This is a genomic window from Bacteroides faecium, from assembly GCF_012113595.1.
GTDB classification, from domain to species: domain Bacteria; phylum Bacteroidota; class Bacteroidia; order Bacteroidales; family Bacteroidaceae; genus Bacteroides; species Bacteroides faecium.
Window position 1 is genome coordinate 5,983,410 of the sequence record NZ_CP050831.1, and the last position, 18,467, is coordinate 6,001,876.

The following is an 18,467-nucleotide window of genomic DNA, read 5'->3' on the forward strand; positions in this document are numbered from 1 at the left end:
TATCCGTTTTTAATTTTAATTAAATATAAAGAACTCAATGAGAATGTATGTAAAAGTAATGGCAGCGGTCATTGCATGTATATTGATGAGTGGAGAAGCGCACTCAGCATTTGCAACCAGCCCCGCTACAGAAAATCTGAGTTGGTTTAAAAAGAAAAAGAAAAAACCAGAAGAAAAAGAAGAGAAGAGTAAAAACGACTACGAAAAATTAGTGGAAGGCAGCAAAACAACAAAAGGAATGTTTGCTGTACATCAAAAGAAGAACGATTATTATTTTGAAGTTCCCACATCACTTTTAGGACGTGATTTATTAGTTGTCAATAAACTGCAAAGAGTTCCTGCCGAACTGAATGATGCAGGTGTAAACCGTGGAGTAAATTATGAAAATCAGATGGTTTGCATGGAATGGGACAAGGCAAGCGGCAAACTGATGTTCCGTCAACAACGTCCATTACCACTGGCTCCTCAGAAAGATGCCATATTCCGTTCGGTAAAGAACAACTTTATCTCTCCGCTGATTGCCGCATTCAAAATCGAAGCAATCAACGCGGATTCTACGGCATTGGTAATCAAAGTAAATGACATTTATGACGGTACTGAAACCAGTATCAATAATGTATTTACCAATATCAACCTGGGTACTTCGGCTATCAAGAACTTATCACGTATCCTTTCTATCAAGTCTTTCTCAAACAATGTCGTGGCAACTTCCGAGTTAACCACCCGGGTGACAGAAGGCACTACAACTGTATACGTGACGGTGGAAGTAAGCTCTTCTATCCTTCTGCTGCCTGAAACACCGATGATGGGACGTTTCGATAATCAGAAAGTCGGATACTTCACCAACCCGTTATTAAATTTCAGCGATGCACAACAAAGAACGGACAAAACGCAGTATATCACACGTTGGCGCATAGAACCCAAACCGGAAGACCGGGAAGCTTACCTGAAAGGTCAACTAGTGGAACCTGCCAAACCCATTATATTCTATATTGATAACTCGACTCCTTACCAATGGCGTTCGTATATCAAAAAAGGAATTGAAGACTGGCAAACCGCTTTCGAAAAAGCTGGTTTCAAGAATGCGATTATTGCAAAAGAAATCACGGACAGCATGCATGTAGATATGGATGATGTCAACTACTCCGTACTGACTTACGCCGCTTCGGAAAAGAAAAACGCAATGGGGCCTTCCCTATTGGACCCTCGTTCAGGAGAAATCCTGGAGGCTGACATTATGTGGTGGCATAATGTGCTTTCCATGGTACGCGAATGGATTACAGTACAGACGGGAACCGTTTGCCCGGAAGCCCGCAACGTACAGTTACCTGATGCCTTGATGGGCGACGCCATCCGTTTTGTGGCTTGCCACGAAGTAGGTCATTCTTTGGGATTGCGCCATAACATGATGGGCTCATGGGCTTTCCCGACAGATTCGCTACGTTCGGAAGCCTTCACTAGCAGAATGAATTCTACCGCTTCATCCATTATGGACTATGCACGTTTCAACTACGTCGCCCAGCCGGGAGACGGTGTGAAAGTACTTTCTCCGCATATCGGTCCTTATGATATGTTCGCTATCGAATATGGCTATCGTTGGTATGGAAAGAGTACTCCGGAAGAAGAGAAAGACCTCTTGTTTGATTTCCTGAGCAAACATACAGACCGTCTTTACAAATACAGCGAAGCACAAGATGTACGCGATGCCGTAGACCCGCGCGCGCAGAATGAGGACTTAGGTGACGACCCTGTTCGTTCTTCTTTACTCGGTATCGAAAACCTGAAACGTATCGTCCCGCAAATCCTTCAATGGACTACTACCGGAGAAAAGGGGCAGACTTATGAAGAAGCATCCCGTCTCTATTACGCTGTTATCAATCAATGGAACAACTATTTGTATCATGTACTTGCCAACATCGGCGGTATCTATATCGAGAACACAACCGTAGGAGATGGTGTCAAGACTTATACATTTGTAGAAAAAGAGAAGCAACAGGCTTCACTGAAATTCCTCATGGACGAAGTTCTGACTTATCCTAAATGGCTGTTCGACACAGAAGTGGGAGAATATACTTACTTGCTCCGCAATACTCCAATCGGTCAGCAGGAGAACGCTCCTACCCAGATATTGAAGAATGCCCAAGCCTATATTCTTTGGGACTTGCTTGGCAACACCCGTCTGATGCGTATGATAGAAAATGAATCCGTCAACGGAAAGAAAGCCTTTACAGTAGTGGAACTGATGGACGGGCTTCACAAGAACATCTTCGGTATTACCGAACGCGGTGGTATCCCCAACGTGATGGAACGCTCTTTGCAGAAGAACTTCCTAGATGCTTTACTTACTGCTGCCGCAGAACCGGAAGCCGTGAAAATCAACAAGAAAATTGCGAACGAGCATTTCTTGCTTGACCATGCCACTCCTTTCTGTAGCTGTTATGCTGCCGAACAACGTGCACTCCGCCAGGAAGACCGGATGGGTGCTCCGCGTGTGCTCAATTTCTACGGCAGCCAACTCAACCGCATCTCAGATGCCATCTCTGTGAAACGCGGTGAGTTATTACGCATCAAGAAGTTGTTGCAGAATCGTCTTGGAACTTCCGATACTGCTACACGCTACCATTATGAAGATATGATTTTACGTATTAATACCGCTTTGGGAATCAAGTAAAACAAACCTATTAATTAAACTATCTTACAATTAATGAGAATCAAATTTTTGTGCATTATTATATGCTTATTTGTTAATGCACTGGCTTCCGCCAGTGCTGCCAACCGCACTATTACCGGAGTAGTAATCTCCGGTGAAGATAATGAACCTCTGATTGGTGCTTCCGTTTATGTCCATGCAGACGATTTGAAGAAAGCCGGAGCATCACAGACTTCCCTAGGTACTATCACCGATATTGATGGTAAATTCTCTATTTCTGTTCCGGAAAAAGTAACGCGTATTCATTGCAGTTATATTGGTTTTGAAGAACAAGCAATCGTATTACAAGGAGAAAAGAAGAGTTATCGCATAGTACTTCAACCTTCAGCACATGCTTTGGCAGACGTAGTCGTAACGGGATATCAGACATTGGAACGTAGAAAACTGACTGCTGCCATCTCAAAAGTTGAATTATCAGATGCGATGGTAGGTGCTACCAAAAGTATCGACCAGGCATTGACAGGACAAATTGCGGGTGTGGCAGTTACAAATACGTCCGGTGCTCCGGGAGCTCCGGCTAAAATTCGTATTCGTGGTACTGCTTCATTAAATGGAACACAAGATCCGTTGTGGGTATTGGATGGAATGCCTTTGGAAGGAACAGATATTCCCAAATTAGACGATACTAAATCTGATAATGATATTGTGAACATCGGACAATCGTCTATTGCCGGATTAAGTCCTAATGACATTGAAAGTATCACTATTTTAAAAGATGCAGCAGCCACCGCTATTTATGGTGCGCGTGCTGCAAATGGAGTCATTGTAGTGACCACCAAAAGAGGACGGACAGGAAAGCCTGTTGTCAACTTCAATACCAAGCTTACTTACACCCCAAATTTGGATACTTCCCGTCTCAACCTATTGAATGCAGAAGAAAAAGTTAACTTGGAACTCCAGTTAATGAGTGAACCAACATATCTATTATTCGGCTTCATACCTACCTCTGTTTATGAAGAAAAAGGAGGTGTAGCCACTATTTTGAAAAAATATGACCTGCTAAATACATTTAGAGAAAAAGGCTGGGACGGATTGTCCCCTGAAGCACAAAATGCCATCACTCGGTTAAAAAGCATTAATACCGACTGGAATGACATATTATTCAGAGATGCTTTTACACAAGAGTATAATTTAAGTATTTCTGGTGGTAGCGAAAAAGTTACTTACTACAACTCACTTGGATATACTAAAGAAAACGGTAATGTGCCGGGAGTAAGCTTCAGCCGGTTCAATTTGACTTCCAAGACTTCATATCAAATAAACAGACTACTTAAAGTGGGAATATCGGTCTTTGCTAACAGGCGTAAGAACCAAACATTTATGACTGACTCGCAAGGCCTTACCAACCCCGTATATTACTCACGTATTGCCAATCCTTACTTCGAGCCGTTCGATCAAAACAATAACTATATATACGATTATGAAGTCGTGGCTGGTTCCGTCTCCAACCTTAATCAAGGCTTCAATATTTATGAAGAACGTGCCAATACCAGTAAGGAGTCCATCAATACTGCCATAAATTCGATTTTCGATGCAGAACTGCGTTTCAATGACCAATGGAAACTTACCTCACAAATTGGTGTACAATGGGAACAGCTTTCTCAAGAAGAATTTGCAGGAATGAATAGCTTCAACATACGTAATCAACGTGAAAAACACACTTATGAAGAGTCGGAGATTACGAAGTATATCATCCCGGAAGGTGGAATGCTTAAAACAACAAATTCTACAACATCCCAGATAACATGGAAAATTCAAGGAGAATATAAAAACACATTTAAAGATGTCCATGACATACAAATAATGGCCGGATCGGAAATCCGTAAAAACTGGTATGAAAATGCATCCTCCACCGGATATGGATACGATCCGAAAACACTAACGTTCAAAAACTTGAACCTTAGAAAGCAAGATCTTAACGACTGGAAGCTTAAAAGTAAAAGTTATACAGAGAACGCATTCGCCTCTTTCTTCGCCAATGGTTCATATACTTTAAAAAGCCGCTATACACTGGGAGGCAGCGTCCGTATGGATGGTTCCGACCTGTTCGGCGTAGATAAAAAATATCGTTTCCTGCCCATCTATTCAGTCAGTGGCATGTGGCGTCTTTCCAATGAACCTTTTATCAGCCAATTAAAATGGATTGACAACCTAGCATTCCGCCTGTCATATGGTTTACAAGGAAATATCGATAAAACGACTTCTCCATTCCTTGTAGGAAGCTATGGATACGTTGATATTATACCAGAGGGGGATGAAGAAAATATCACTATTGACAACGCCCCGAACAGCAAACTGCGTTGGGAGAAAACAGCTTCTTATAATGCAGGAATCGATTTTTCAGTATTCAATCAAAGCATCAATCTGAGCGTAGATTATTATTACAGAAAGGGTACTGACCTTATTGGTTCCAAGATGTTACCATTAGAAAACGGATTCACAAATATGACTGTCAACTGGGCAAGTATGGAAAACAAAGGAATTGAAGTAAACCTACAAACACGCAACATTACAACCAAAGATTTCTCATGGTACACTTCTTTCAACTTTGCTTACAATCAAAATAAGGTATTGAGAGTGATGACAAACAAAACACAAGCAACTCCCAGTCTCGAAGGATATCCTGTAGGAGCTATATTTGCTCTGAAAACAAAAGGTATCAAGCCTGAAACCGGACAAATACTTCTTGAAAATAAAGAAGGGAAAAGAGTCACAATAGAAGAACTCTTACAAATGACCCCAACAGGAGATGGATACTATGATTATGGTATATCGGCAGCCGATCAAGAAAGAGAATTGTATAGCTATATCGGTACATCCGACGCGCCTTACACGGGAGGATTCATGAACACCTTCAATTACCGGAACTGGGAATTAAATCTGAACTTCTCATACAACTTTGGAGCTCACGTTAAGACAACTCCAAGCTACCACATGGACATCGACCCCGCACGCAATTTAAACAGAGATATTTTAGACAGATGGACAGAAGAGAATAAAGATGGAAAATTTCCGGCATTAGCCACTCCCAATCGTAATCCGGCAGACTATCGGGCATTCTCTGATAAAAGATACCTTTATAATTCACTTGATATCTGGGTCAAGAAATTGAGCTATGTACGTCTGCAAAATATACGCCTTGCATACCACATCCCATCCGAATGGTTGCACAAAGTAAATATCGGAGGGGCTACCGTCGGACTGGAAGCCCGCAACTTGTTTGTATTCGGTAGCAGCTATAAGAACTATATGGATCCCGAATCTATGGGTAATCTTTATTCTACTCCGATTCCCAAATCCGTGACATTCAATCTTAGTCTCAACTTTTAAAGAAGAAAATATGCATATGATGAGAAAAATATACATCGCCACCATATTGATAGGAAGCATCTTATTGAGTTCCTGTGACAGCTATTTGGATATCCAGCCCGTAGGCAAAGTAATACCCAATACATTGTCCGAATATCGTGCATTGCTAACTACTGCTTATAACAAAGGTGCCAAAATAATTGACAAAGGCGTTATTGACTTTCGTAGTGATATGTCAATAGTCTCAACAAGTAGTACCGCACAAAATGCCTACTCTGACATTGAAAAATGGAATGATATTACACCTAGTAGCACCACTAGGGAATTTCAATGGGAATCTTTCTACTCTGTCATATACTATGCCAATGCAATCATTGACAAACAGAATCAAATAACAGAAGGAAGTCAGGAGGAAATAAACCAACTTGTAGGAGAAGCCTACCTACTAAGAGGATATACACATTTTATACTTGTAAATTTTTACGGTCAGCCCTATACCAAAGAGGGAGGCCCTGAGTCTAAATCTATTCCATTAAAATGGGATCTTGATCTGGAAGGAACCCCATCACGTAATACCGTCAAAGAAATCTATACGGCAATCCTGGCAGATATCGAGTCAGCCCGTAAACTTATCAATCAAGAATCATGGAAAGAGAAGTATTCATACCGTTTCTCCTCATTATCTGTAGATGCTATGGAATCCCGTGTCAGACTATATATGGGAGAATGGGAAAAAGCCTATGCAGCCGCGGAACTGACATTAGCAAAAAAATCGGATTTGGAAGATTTTAATAACGTAGACTCCAAACTTCCTAATAACTATGAATCGGTAGAAACAATTACAGCATACGAAGTTATATACTACAGTGTTTTTGCTGACCAAGCTCTGCTGGCCGCCTCATTCATGCAAAAATATGCAGCAAATCATGATCTACGTCCAGCCAAATATTATAGTACAGCAAATACAGATGGAAATTATCCTTCTTTAAAAAGCAAAGAAAACTGCACCTTCCGTACAGCAGAACTGTATCTTAATGCAGCAGAAGCAGCCGCTCATCTGAATAAGATAAAAGAAGCTCGTATCCGCTTACTACAACTTATGAAGAACCGTTATACGCCCGAAGGATATGAAGAAAAAGCAAATGCTGTGAATAAGATGGAAAAAGATGCGCTAATCACAGAGATTTTGGAAGAACGGGCGCGCGAACTAGCTTTTGAGGGACACCGTTGGTTTGATTTACGTCGCACAACTCGCCCTAGAATCCAAAAAGTTATAGATGGACAAACCTACATATTAGAGGAAAATGATTCACGCTACACATTACGGATTCCACAAGCGGCAATCGATGCAAATCCTGGATTATTAAACTAAAAGTTTATTTATCCTTCCCAATTATAATCTGATAAAACTCCTCTTGCAGCCTCATTTGTAAAAGGAGTTTTTTTTATTCCCCCCCACCACTAACCCGACATTTTACTCTACACTTCCCGTTTGTTCTAAAATCTTTATCCCCAAAACGCATTGTCATATGCCAGGAAAATAATATCTTTGTAGCGACTTATTACGATAAATAACGTAGAAGCGTTTAGAATATTATCTCTATTCAGAATCTGGTAAATTCATCAACGGTGAGATAATGACAACTAAGCGTTCACGTCTTTGTTATACAAGGGCGTGGACTCTGTTGTTCATTCGCCGTTGGGCTTACCAGAGCCTTGAATAGGATGAACTAACGACGTCCACGCTTCTTCTGTATATACACGGTATCAGGGACGCTTACCGCCACAAACAATCAATAAGTATGAGCAACACTATTACAAAGCTCTTTGCGTCTTTTTTAGCTTATGGGGTAGCTAATAAAAAAAAACGTTTCTCGGCAATCGGTCGTTTTGCGGAAGGGTTAGCTCCCGCCAAAGGAAAAATCCAGTGGGGATACATCAACAAAGGATATGACATTGTCATTCCCCTAAAGTACGAACGGGCTTTTTCCTTTAAGGGAGGATTGGCGATGGTAGTACTTAACTCACAATATGGATATATTGATTGCACGGGACAAATACAGATACCTCTAAAATTCTCGGCAGCCCACTCATTCGAAGAAGAATGTGCACGAGTATGTAACAATGGACTATGGGGATTGATTGACAGACAAGGAAACTACATTCTGCCTCCGACATACAACCAGATGGAGCAGTTTACAGAAGGACTAGCCCTCGTCTCACTACATAACAAGGTGGGCTTTATTAACATGAAAGGCAAAATCGTTATTCCTTTGGAATATGACAACGGCTGTCCTTTCTCAGAAGGACTGGCTGCCGTCTGCATCGAAAGCCAGTCGTCCAAATGGGGATATATAGACAAGAACAACAAGGAAATACTTCCTTTTAAATATGATATTGCAGAACCCTTTTATAGCAATATAGCTCGAGTGGGTCTCTATGGAAAAAGCATGAAAATCAACAAACAGGGCAGTGAATGTCTATAAACAACCACTCTACGCATTTATTCATCTCAACAAACGACATTCTGTTCTAAAACATCCCCTTACGAATAACAACGTAAGGGGATTATTCGTACATTCGACCATGTTAAACCCTTAATATGTAACATTATGGTCATCGGAATACCCAAAGAAATCAAGAACAATGAGAACCGCGTAGGGATGACGCCTTCCGGAGTAGCCGAAGTGGTGAAGCAAGGGCATCAAGTATATATCCAGCATACAGCAGGAATCAACAGCGGTTTCCCGGATGAAGCGTATCAAGCTGTCGGTGCACAAATTCTGCCAACGATAGAAGATATTTATGCCATTGCCGAGATGATCGTAAAAGTAAAGGAACCGATAGCTCCCGAATATAAGCTCATCAGAAAAGAACAGGTATTATTTACCTACTTCCACTTTGCTTCCGACAGAGATCTGACACTTGCCATGCTTGCCAATAAATCAATATGCCTGGCCTACGAAACTGTAGAGAAAGCCGACCACTCATTACCCCTGTTAATACCCATGAGCGAAGTAGCCGGACGAATGTCCATCCAAGAAGGCGCCCGTTTTCTGGAAAAGCCACAAGGGGGAAAAGGAATTCTTTTAGGCGGTGTTCCGGGAGTGAAACCTGCCAAGGTCTTGATTTTAGGTGGCGGAATCGTAGGTAGCAATGCTGCGCAAATGGCTGCCGGGATGGGAGCAGACGTAACAATTGCAGATATAAACCTGGCTCGTCTGCGTTATTTGAGCGAGACACTGCCTAAGAATGTAAAAACGCTGTACGCATCCGAATTAAGAATAAGAAAAGAATTACCGGACGTCGACTTGGTTATCGGGTCCGTACTGATACCCGGCGATAAAGCACCACATCTGATTACAAAAGAAATGCTTTCAATGATGCAACCCGGTACAGTATTGGTAGACGTAGCAATAGACCAGGGGGGCTGTTTTGAGACATCTCACCCAACAACTCACAGTGCGCCGACTTATGTCGTAGACGGTATCGTTCACTATGCGGTAGCCAATATCCCGGGAGCTGTCCCCTATACTTCCACTTTGGCTCTTACCAACGCTACCCTGCCCTATGTTATCGCTCTAGCAAACAAGGGCTGGAAAAAAGCTTGCAAAGACGATCCGGCACTGGCACTCGGATTGAATATTATAGAAGGAAAAATCGTTTATAAAGCCATAGCCGATGTGTTTGGCTTGAAATACGAACCTGTCAGCCTATAATAAATGGGATTTTTTTAGGCACGGATAACACGGATTTCACGGTTTTTAGAAATATGATTGCATAAAGCAACAGCGTAATCCGCGTAATCCGTGCCTAAAATGGCAACATCCCGCATGGAAACTTTGCTGGGGCGCTACGCCCCTAAATTATCATTTATCTTTCAAAGAAATATTTCTTCTCTACCGCTTGCCGATAAGATTCAACCAATTCGCTCATTACCTCTACCACCGACTGCCGACGGGATATTATTGCCGAAACCTGTCCTATTTCCAGCTCACCTTCCTCTAAGTCACCTTCAAACATCCCTTTCTTTGCTCGCCCTCTTCCCAGCAGGGTTCGTAATTCTTCGGAAGAAGCACCACTATCTTCCGCCTTTTCCACTGCATATCGGAAATCATTCTTTACCAAACGTGTCGGAGCCAGTTTCTTTAATAATAACTTAGTGTCCCCCTCGCCAAGACTCAGGCAATAATCCTTAAACACCGGACTTGCAGAGCTCTCTTCGGTCAAGGCGAAACGAGTACCTATCTGCACTCCCTCAGCCCCCAATACCATAGCAGCCAATATCCCTTCTCCCGTACCAATACCGCCAGCAGCTATCAAAGGCAAGGTCGTAGCCTCACGCACAGCAGGAATCAGGCAGAAAGTTGTTGTTTCCTCACGACCATTATGCCCGCCGGCTTCAAAACCTTCAGCCACCACAGCATCCACTCCCGCTTCCTCACATTTCACTGCAAAACGAGAGGAAGAAACTACATGAACAACTTTTATTCCACGTTCTTTCAGCCATCCTGTCCATGTTTTCGGATTTCCGGCAGAAGTAAAAACAATCTTCACTCCTTCTTCCACCACAATATTCATTATTTCTTCTATTTGAGGATACATCAAAGGGATATTCACGCCAAAAGGAAGCTCCGTAGCTGCACGGCATTTACGAATATGCTCGCGTAAAGTTTCGGGATGCATAGAACCTGCACCAATCAGACCTAAGCCACCCGCATTGCTCACTGCGGAAGCCAGCCGCCAACCGCTACACCATACCATTCCACCTTGAATTATAGGATACTGTATTCCTAGAAGAGAAGTTATTCTATTCATAATTAACAATTTATCAATGCGCTAATAATCTCATCCCCCATAAGAAACCGGGTTATTTACTAATGCGCTAATACAACAATATACAAATATATAAATTATTCAATTACAAACACTCTCCGGTCAAGTATATTGTCGTATCGCAACATTAGTACATATATATAACGCCCTTACCGGGCAATCTGTTCGATTGGTTTATTTATCAATACAGTCGTCGAGTCTCCGTAAGTCCGTAAGACTTCCAACGTGCGGGCACGATTATCCCTTCCCTTCTTATTCCAAAAATCTTTTGTAAAGACAGCCATCAAGTCAAGCCCTCCGATGGTTCCGCCATTGATATACACCCCACTCCCTCCAAATAAAGGAATAGGACTGTCCATCACTACCGAATTTACAAACATCCCATTGGCACGCTCACTCAACTGGCGGAAACGTACTCCGCTCGCCTGTATCTCATCCAAAGACTTACGCATTCCCTTTGCCATCGGATTACGCGCCCAATTGGAGTATGATCTCTGATGCCGTAGTTCGTAGAAAGGATCTCCCCGCCAGGTATTCTTATCCACCCTTATCTTTTTCTGATAGACAGGATCCCAATTAAAACGGGTATTTGCCTTATACGGCATCAGGCTCAACACCACTTTCGGTTTAGGTAATGCTTCGGGTAGCGATTCGTCAGGCAGCATCCAATTCTTCTCCTCCGACATCCGGGGAGTTCCTACCGCACTACCGAAATCAATCGACTTTACAGCATCCATATTTAAGTGCAACTCCTGGTCACTATCCAGCAACTTCTTCAGATGCAATGAGTCTTGCGCCGTCCAGACTTGCGAATACGCAAGTAAAGTTACAAAACACAATGCCATAGTTGCCAAAAAACGTTTCATCAATCTATTCATCCTCTTTATACTTTCATTACCTAATACCTTTCAAACGCTTCATACATACCTGCCTCAACCCGATTTTCAGCAGTCCATTGAGCGTAGCAAGCCCCTGTCAGCAGTAAAAAGACTACTGATACAAACAAACGTTCCCACATGAATGTTCTCTATTTTTTATTCCGAACGCAACTCCTTTTTAGTGTCACCACCAACGATAGCCCGATCCGCAAAGCGGTTCGTCATAACACGGATCAATCGTCCACCGTGTCTTCGGATATTGCCGTTCTTCCCACCAACTACGATAGCAAGCGGCTGCATCGATCACTTCCTCGTCGGTCAGAAAATAGATTGCTTCATAATTTTCAGCATTCGCCAATACCATTTTGCAACCCATTGACGGCGGTATGCCCTGACGGATATACTCAATCACCCAAAGCATACATTCACCCAAACGAATCTTACCGTTGTTCGTATTATAAACCGACGGAAAAGAGGGGATAATTGTCAGATCTTCTGCATATTTCAAAAGTTCGGGAATGTCCTCTTCCATGAAATGAGGAACTTCCACCACTCCTTTATCATTCTTCATCTTATACGTGCCCGACTTCAATTGCTTCACAAAAAGAGCAACATCAGGGTTGTTATAATCCATTTCTTCGCTGCTGCATCCACTGAAAGATACAATCAGGCAAAGTGCCATCCACAGCATTACAAGTGTTTTTTTCATTTTCATAAGGATTAATACGTCATGCGAAGTCCGCAAAGTAAATTAAAATTAGTCGGCCGTTTCGTGCGTACCGTAGCCAGTTTCGAATCCGTGCTGAAATGGTGCGAAATACCGGGTTCGACAAAAAGCGCAAGTCGGTCGTTAATCTTATAATTGATTCCAATGCCGGCAGTCACTGCCAGTTGGATAGGTTCTTCCTTGAAGCTATTGTCCGGCGCGCCGGCGATGCATTTATCCGCTATCCCGCCTACAGTAGCGTAAAGGTCAACTTTCTTTGTATCTATCAGCGTCACGTTTACCCGGACAGGGATACCCAAATAGTGCAAATGTTGTCCTGCCGAACGGAGATTTGAATAAAGCAATCCGGTTTCTATTCCCAGATAATCATTCAGTTTCCGTTCTACTGTCACACCTGCAGAAATTGGCATCTTATACGTACCGCCATCTGCCGGAAGTGCCGTGCCTAACTGCGCTTTTATCGCCCAGCGATCTCTCTTCACAACTTTTTCGGGAGTAACAGCCGGACTTGCAGTTTCTTCCTGCACGGCAGATGATTCCGTATTTCCATTTGCAGCCTGCCAATAACCATTATAACCTTGATTACCGTAACGATTGCCACTTCCCGCAGTAGTTGACGAAAAAGAGAACGACATGGAGAAGGTAATAGAAAGCGAATCCTCCTCTTCTATACATTGTGACAACATACCAAAAGACTTAGGAGCCGGTTTCGGTAAAACAGGTTCCACCGGCAACGGCAATTGATTGACACGTATCCCGTCTCCGTCCATCTGCCCGCCATTCGTCACGGCTATCTTCGTAAAAGCTTCTTCCATCTCTTCCTTGGGAGAGAAATACAGGAAAGTAGCCGATGAAGCCGCCAGGACGAGCAACACAGATGCCGCAGCCGCCACACGGAAGAGCAGGATCCGACGGCGATGTTGGCAAGCCACAGGAATATCCTGCGAGAGCTCTTCCCAAAAGCCATCCCGGACACTCATCCCCGCATCAGCGAGACGTGTGCGAAACAGATCGGTTATTTCATCATTTTCTTTCTTCATTGTTCCTATACTCTTTAATTCTTTTTGCTAACAAATACTTGGCGCGATGCAACTGCGAAGTAGACGAATGCTCTTTGATATGGAGCATCTGAGCTATCTCCTTGTGTGACTTTTCTTCAAACACATAAAGGTTGAAAACGGTTCGGCAACCATCCGGCAATTCGGCAATAAAAGCCATCAACCGCTCCTCGGAGATTCCAGCCCCTCCTCCCGAATCCGATATATCGGGTATATCGGGAAGTTGCTCTTCATGCACTACCAACTGACTGACTCGTTTCTCCCGTCTCAGATAATCGAGCGATTGAGTGACCATCACCCGGGTTATCCATGTGCAGAGCGACGATTCGCCCCGGAAGGAGAAGTTGGTAAAAATCTTGATGAAACCGTCATGCAGTACATCGTGCGCCGCATCCATATCGCCCGTATAGCGGAAACATACCGCCAGCATCTGTTTGGAATAGAGGGTGTAAAGTTCCTTTCGGGCTGAATCCTTTCCTGCCCGACAGCCCTTTACCAGTTCTATCTCGTTTTCCAAGTCAATTACCTTTTTTAAAACCGAACGTATGTCTGCGTCGTTTTATCTATTAGACGCAAGAGTTTGGGGAATGCTGCAACAGAAAATGTTAAAGAATATAAATAGGGAAGTTTTTCTGAAGCATTTGCAAAAAACATGGAAGATAGGAAACAATATTTAAATGCAAATAACGCGGATAACGCGGATTCTTTTTACTAAAGTCTCAAATCCGTGTCATCCGCGCTATCCGCGTCTAAAAAAACGTCATGCCAATCTTCTCCTTTCCATTAACATGCCTTGAAACTCATATCCAGTCCTTTCACTGAATGAGTCAGAGCACCTACGGAGATAAAGTCTACACCACATTCGGCATAGTCACGAAGAGTATCAAAGGTGATACCACCCGAAGATTCGGTTTCGTATTTACCGCCCACCATCTCTACTGCTTTTTTCGTCATTTCGGGAGTGAAGTTATCAAACATGATACGGTCTACTCCACCGAGGTCGAGAACTTGTTGCAGTTCGTCGAAGCTGCGGACTTCTATTTCTATCTTCAGGTCTTTACCTTTTTCTTTGCAATAATCTTTAGCACGGGTGATAGCTTTATCAATACCTCCGGCAAAGTCAACGTGATTGTCTTTCAAGAGAATCATATCGAACAGACCGATACGATGGTTTACGCCGCCACCGATTTTCACAGCCATCTTTTCGAGGATGCGCATACCCGGAGTAGTCTTGCGAGTATCCAGTACGCGGGTATTTGTACCTTCCAGCTTCTTTGCGTATTTGCGGGTCATTGTCGCGATGCCGCTCATACGTTGCATCACGTTCAGCATCAGGCGCTCGGTTTGGAGCAATGACTGTACTTTTCCTTCCACTACCATCGCTACATCGCCTGGCTTCACTTCCATTCCGTCGTTAATAAATACTTCGACTTTCATAGTCGGGTCGAAACGGTTGAAGATTTCCTTAGCCACTTCGATACCTGCCAGCACGCCGGCTTCTTTGATAAGCAATTTTGATTTTCCCATTGCCGTAGCCGGGATACATGAAAGGGTGGTATGGTCGCCATCACCTATATCTTCTGCAAAAGCAAGATCGATCAGTTTGTCGATCAGTTCTTTTTCCTTATTCATTGATTTTGTCAATTCTTATTTGGTGTATTAAACATTTATCCTGTACTTTCTTCAAGAAGCAATTCACACGGAAACTTCCCTGCGTAGTAGCCAACGTACCGATAACGAAACTTGACTCGTCCCGTTTTCCCTGATGGTTCACGTTAAATCCGCTGACTTTATTCTCCGTAAAGAAATCCTGCATCATAGCCGTTGCTTTCTGCTTGTCAACGTTTGTCGAGCGACCTTGGAGCACCAGGTTTACCTTGTCCCCCATATACTTACTCAGTTCTTGCGAACTTCCTCTTTTAAATGCCGTAATCACCCCTGCCGGTATCTCTTGTGCCATTAGCAACGAGAGGGAAAGAAGCAAAGCGGCCATTCCTACGAGCACTCGTTTTTTCATAATTACAAGCTTTTAAGTTGAAGTTTAAAGGCTTAAACTTTCAACTAATGATAGGCAAAGGTAAGCATTAATTGCAGAATAACATAAAAAATGCCTATTTTTGTGCATTAATCAGAATTATAGAGGCATGAAAACAACCCTGCTCGTCGTAGGACGAACCGTAGAACAACACTATATCACAGCTATCAACGACTATATACAGCGCACCAAACGCTATATCACTTTTGATATGGAAGTGATTCCCGAACTGAAAAACACGAAAAGTCTTTCGATGGAAGTTCAGAAAGAAAAGGAAGGTGAACTGATATTGAAAGCCCTCCAACCGGGGGATGTAATCGTGCTGCTCGACGAACACGGAAAAGAGATGCGTTCCCTTGAGTTTGCCGACTACATGAAGCGGAAAATGAACACTGTCAACAAACGACTGGTTTTTATTATCGGGGGGCCTTATGGTTTCTCAGAGAAAGTGTATCAGACATCCCATGAAAAGATTTCAATGTCAAAAATGACTTTCTCGCATCAGATGATCCGGTTGATATTCGTGGAGCAGATTTATCGGGCGATGACGATATTGAACGGGGGACCGTATCATCACGAATAATATTTCACGAACCAACCGGAAAAAACCGGAAAAAGAATGGAGCACTACACATATCCATTCTTTTCATTTATGTAAAGTTTATCAAATACCCGTTGGAGTTCTTCTTTATTCATAATCAATCGGCGAAGTTCCGCCAAACGTCCGGCATTCTCTGATTGAGATATCCATAATTTCAGATACCCGCCTTCCGCATACTTATCATTAAGATGTTTCCGAAAGCGGACATATTGCTGTTCTTTATCCATTTCCGGATAATGAGACAATCCATATTGAACGGTACGGCGCAAAGTTATTTCAGGGTCAATGATACGATCGGCTTCGGCAACTATTTTTCCATAGATGCTTCTCGGAGCCTGTTTATTGGAAGCCCGATGATCTTCTATCGCTTCTTTCATCTGCAACAGTTGCTCATCCGTAAACCAGTGCCGCAAGGTTTCATCCGCCAGCAATATCCTGCCGGAGACTATATGATGAAACTCACGTCCCTCACATAGTCCCAGGTCATGATAAGCAGCAATGATGTAAACCATCGAATAATCGACCTCATAATACACCGCCAGTTTCAGACTTTCTTCAATCACTTTTTCCACATGGTCTATCTGATGTGCCTTGTCAAAGCCAGCATATTGCGGAATAATCTTTTCGCAGACATAATCTTGCAACTCAACGGGGATATTATGAACCATATTCAATATTATATATTTGGACTATTCAATTTATTATGGTACAAATATAGGTATTATAATAAAGAAACTATTCAGTTTTTTCACTCTTCCCCGAATATAAATCCCGGTAGTACTTAATCCTCACTGTCCACGACTTGTCTTCCAGTGGAAAAACATTATACTTTTCCGCCCACTTATTCCAACGGGTTTCCAGTTTTCTGGCAAGTTTAGGATATTGACCGGACAAATCTTTCGTTTCAAAAGGGTCAGCCGATAAATCTATCAGTTCCCATGCGTCATTCCTTCCGGCACGCACTAGCTTCCAATGCTCAGAGATAATGGCACATGAAGCCTCGTGTTCAAAGAACAGTTCCCGTTTTTTTATTTTTCCACCGCCTATGGCAGGAAGCAAAGTCATTCCCGGCAAGTCTTCTTCAAAAGATTTAGGATAGCGAGCCGAAGCAAGATCCATACAGGTAGGCAATACATCAATAATATGTGCAGGTTGCCGGCATATTTCCCCCTTACTTTTATTTTTAGCAACATTGCCATAAGTCAGGATGAAAGGCGTGCTGGTCCCACCCTGAAGACAACGGCTTTTATAGTCTCTATAAGGAGTGTTACTTAAATCAGCCATTAACTGACCTAAATATCCGCCTTCTCTGGTAGCACCGTTATCACTCAAAAATATAAATACGGTATTATCCAGCATCCCTTTTTGCTCTACAGTCTCAACCAGTTGACCAATGCCATCGTCCACTATTTCAACCATCGCCGCATAAGTTGCCATATCAGTAATCCATTGCTCCTGCTGTTTCGTTGTAAGTGTTTCCCAAGCAGGACGTTTGCCTTCAAATTCTTTCTGATAAACAGGCAGTTCCATTCCCTCCGGTATAAATCCCATTTCTTTTAAACGGGCAAAACGCTGTTTCCGCAATACATCATAACCTACCTTATAGCGCTCCCTGCATTTTTCCACACGCCCGGCAGGAGCTTGCAAAGGTAAATGCGGAGCATAATGGGCTACATACATAAACATAGGTTTATCAACAGGATGCTGCCTGATAAAACTTACCGCCGAATCAGTTATGGCTGTCGTGTAATAATAATCGTCAGGAAACTCTTTTATTCTTGTCAGATTATGATAGACCGGAGTCGGAGTATAGTAACTCCCTCCCCCACTCAAACAACCGTAATACTTATCAAAGCCGCGCTGCGCGGGATAACTCCCGTTAGGAGCGTCGAAAGCGTCATCCAACGTAAGATGCCACTTTCCACTCATGTAAGTAGAATAGCCATTAGCTTTCATAACTTCGGCAATAGTGGGGATCTTCCCGGTTATCTCCCCCCTGTATCCCGGACGGTGTTCATCCACGGCTGTCATCCAGCCCATCCCTACATCATGTTGGTAATGTCCGGTCAACAAAGCGGCACGGCTGGGACAACTTCTCCCCGTATTTTTAAACTGGCTGAAACGGATACCATTTTCTGCCAAACGGTCAATATTGGGTGTATGAATTTCACCTCCGTAACAGCCTATATCGGAGAATCCCATATCGTCACATAAAATCAAAATAATATTCGGAGACACACTATTCTGGGCCTTCACACAAGAAAAGCCCGTTACTCCCAATAATAAGGAAGTATATATTACCCTTTGCATATT

General features: G+C 42.9%; 15 protein-coding genes. 6 read left to right on the top strand and 9 right to left on the bottom strand.

Annotated elements, in window-relative coordinates; all coding sequences use genetic code 11:
- The first annotated feature begins 37 nt into the window (after nt 1-37).
- From BacF7301_RS22745 to ald, 5 genes are all read left to right on the top strand, one after another.
- On the top strand, nt 38-2,671 hold the full coding sequence (locus BacF7301_RS22745) for a zinc-dependent metalloprotease (RefSeq protein ID WP_167966422.1): 2,634 nt from the start codon (nt 38-40) through the stop codon (nt 2,669-2,671).
- Between the two features lie 33 nt (nt 2,672-2,704).
- Nucleotides 2,705-6,040: a SusC/RagA family TonB-linked outer membrane protein gene (locus tag BacF7301_RS22750; RefSeq protein WP_167966424.1), complete on the top strand. Its 3,336-nt coding sequence runs from the start codon at nt 2,705-2,707 to the stop codon at nt 6,038-6,040.
- 16 nt (nt 6,041-6,056) lie between these two features.
- Nucleotides 6,057-7,391, top strand: a complete 1,335-nt coding sequence (locus BacF7301_RS22755) for a RagB/SusD family nutrient uptake outer membrane protein (RefSeq protein ID WP_167966426.1) — start codon at nt 6,057-6,059, stop codon at nt 7,389-7,391.
- A gap of 430 nt (nt 7,392-7,821) precedes the next feature.
- Nucleotides 7,822-8,505, top strand: coding sequence for a WG repeat-containing protein (locus BacF7301_RS22760; protein ID WP_167966428.1), 684 nt, complete (start codon nt 7,822-7,824; stop codon nt 8,503-8,505).
- A gap of 126 nt (nt 8,506-8,631) precedes the next feature.
- Nucleotides 8,632-9,738 carry an alanine dehydrogenase gene (gene ald, locus BacF7301_RS22765; RefSeq protein WP_167966430.1) on the top strand — a complete coding sequence of 369 codons (1,107 nt, stop codon included), beginning with the start codon at nt 8,632-8,634 and terminating at the stop codon, nt 9,736-9,738.
- Between the two features lie 154 nt (nt 9,739-9,892).
- Here the strand turns inward: ald and BacF7301_RS22770 are convergent, their stop codons facing one another.
- The 7 genes from BacF7301_RS22770 to BacF7301_RS22800 all read right to left on the bottom strand — a co-directional run bounded on the left by BacF7301_RS22770 (nt 9,893) and on the right by BacF7301_RS22800 (nt 15,535).
- Nucleotides 9,893-10,837 carry an NAD(P)H-dependent flavin oxidoreductase gene (locus tag BacF7301_RS22770; RefSeq protein WP_167966432.1) on the bottom strand — a complete coding sequence of 315 codons (945 nt, stop codon included), beginning with the start codon at nt 10,835-10,837 and terminating at the stop codon, nt 9,893-9,895.
- A 167-nt stretch (nt 10,838-11,004) separates the two neighbouring features.
- Complete coding sequence (locus tag BacF7301_RS22775; protein ID WP_167966434.1) at nt 11,005-11,733, bottom strand: DUF4858 domain-containing protein; 729 nt, start codon at nt 11,731-11,733, stop codon at nt 11,005-11,007.
- A 184-nt stretch (nt 11,734-11,917) separates the two neighbouring features.
- Nucleotides 11,918-12,442 carry a DUF4943 family protein gene (locus BacF7301_RS22780; protein WP_167966436.1) on the bottom strand — a complete coding sequence of 175 codons (525 nt, stop codon included), beginning with the start codon at nt 12,440-12,442 and terminating at the stop codon, nt 11,918-11,920.
- Between the two features lie 11 nt (nt 12,443-12,453).
- Nucleotides 12,454-13,500 carry a putative outer membrane beta-barrel protein gene (locus BacF7301_RS22785; RefSeq protein ID WP_167966438.1) on the bottom strand — a complete coding sequence of 349 codons (1,047 nt, stop codon included), beginning with the start codon at nt 13,498-13,500 and terminating at the stop codon, nt 12,454-12,456.
- Nucleotides 13,484-14,035 (bottom strand): RNA polymerase sigma factor, encoded by a 552-nt coding sequence (locus BacF7301_RS22790; protein WP_167966440.1) that lies wholly within the window; start codon nt 14,033-14,035, stop codon nt 13,484-13,486. The genes BacF7301_RS22785 and BacF7301_RS22790 overlap by 17 nt, the downstream gene beginning before the upstream one ends.
- Nucleotides 14,036-14,301: 266 nt before the next feature.
- Nucleotides 14,302-15,150 carry a carboxylating nicotinate-nucleotide diphosphorylase gene (gene nadC / locus BacF7301_RS22795; protein ID WP_167966441.1) on the bottom strand — a complete coding sequence of 283 codons (849 nt, stop codon included), beginning with the start codon at nt 15,148-15,150 and terminating at the stop codon, nt 14,302-14,304.
- A complete protein-coding gene (locus BacF7301_RS22800) occupies nt 15,143-15,535 on the bottom strand; it encodes a DUF4783 domain-containing protein (RefSeq protein ID WP_167966442.1) in 393 nt (130 codons plus the stop codon). Before BacF7301_RS22800 ends, nadC begins: the two co-directional genes overlap by 8 nt.
- A 127-nt stretch (nt 15,536-15,662) precedes the next feature.
- Here BacF7301_RS22800 and rlmH point away from each other — a divergent pair, with 127 nt between their 5' ends.
- Nucleotides 15,663-16,136, top strand: coding sequence for a 23S rRNA (pseudouridine(1915)-N(3))-methyltransferase RlmH (gene rlmH, locus BacF7301_RS22805; protein WP_167966443.1), 474 nt, complete (start codon nt 15,663-15,665; stop codon nt 16,134-16,136).
- 44 nt (nt 16,137-16,180) lie between these two features.
- On the opposite strand, the gene BacF7301_RS22810 is transcribed toward rlmH, so the two are convergent.
- Nucleotides 16,181-16,822, bottom strand: a complete 642-nt coding sequence (locus tag BacF7301_RS22810; protein ID WP_167966445.1) for an HD domain-containing protein — start codon at nt 16,820-16,822, stop codon at nt 16,181-16,183.
- A gap of 67 nt (nt 16,823-16,889) precedes the next feature.
- Entirely contained in the window at nt 16,890-18,464 is a 1,575-nt protein-coding gene (locus BacF7301_RS22815; protein ID WP_167966447.1) for an arylsulfatase, read from the bottom strand.
- Nucleotides 18,465-18,467 lie beyond the last annotated feature (3 nt).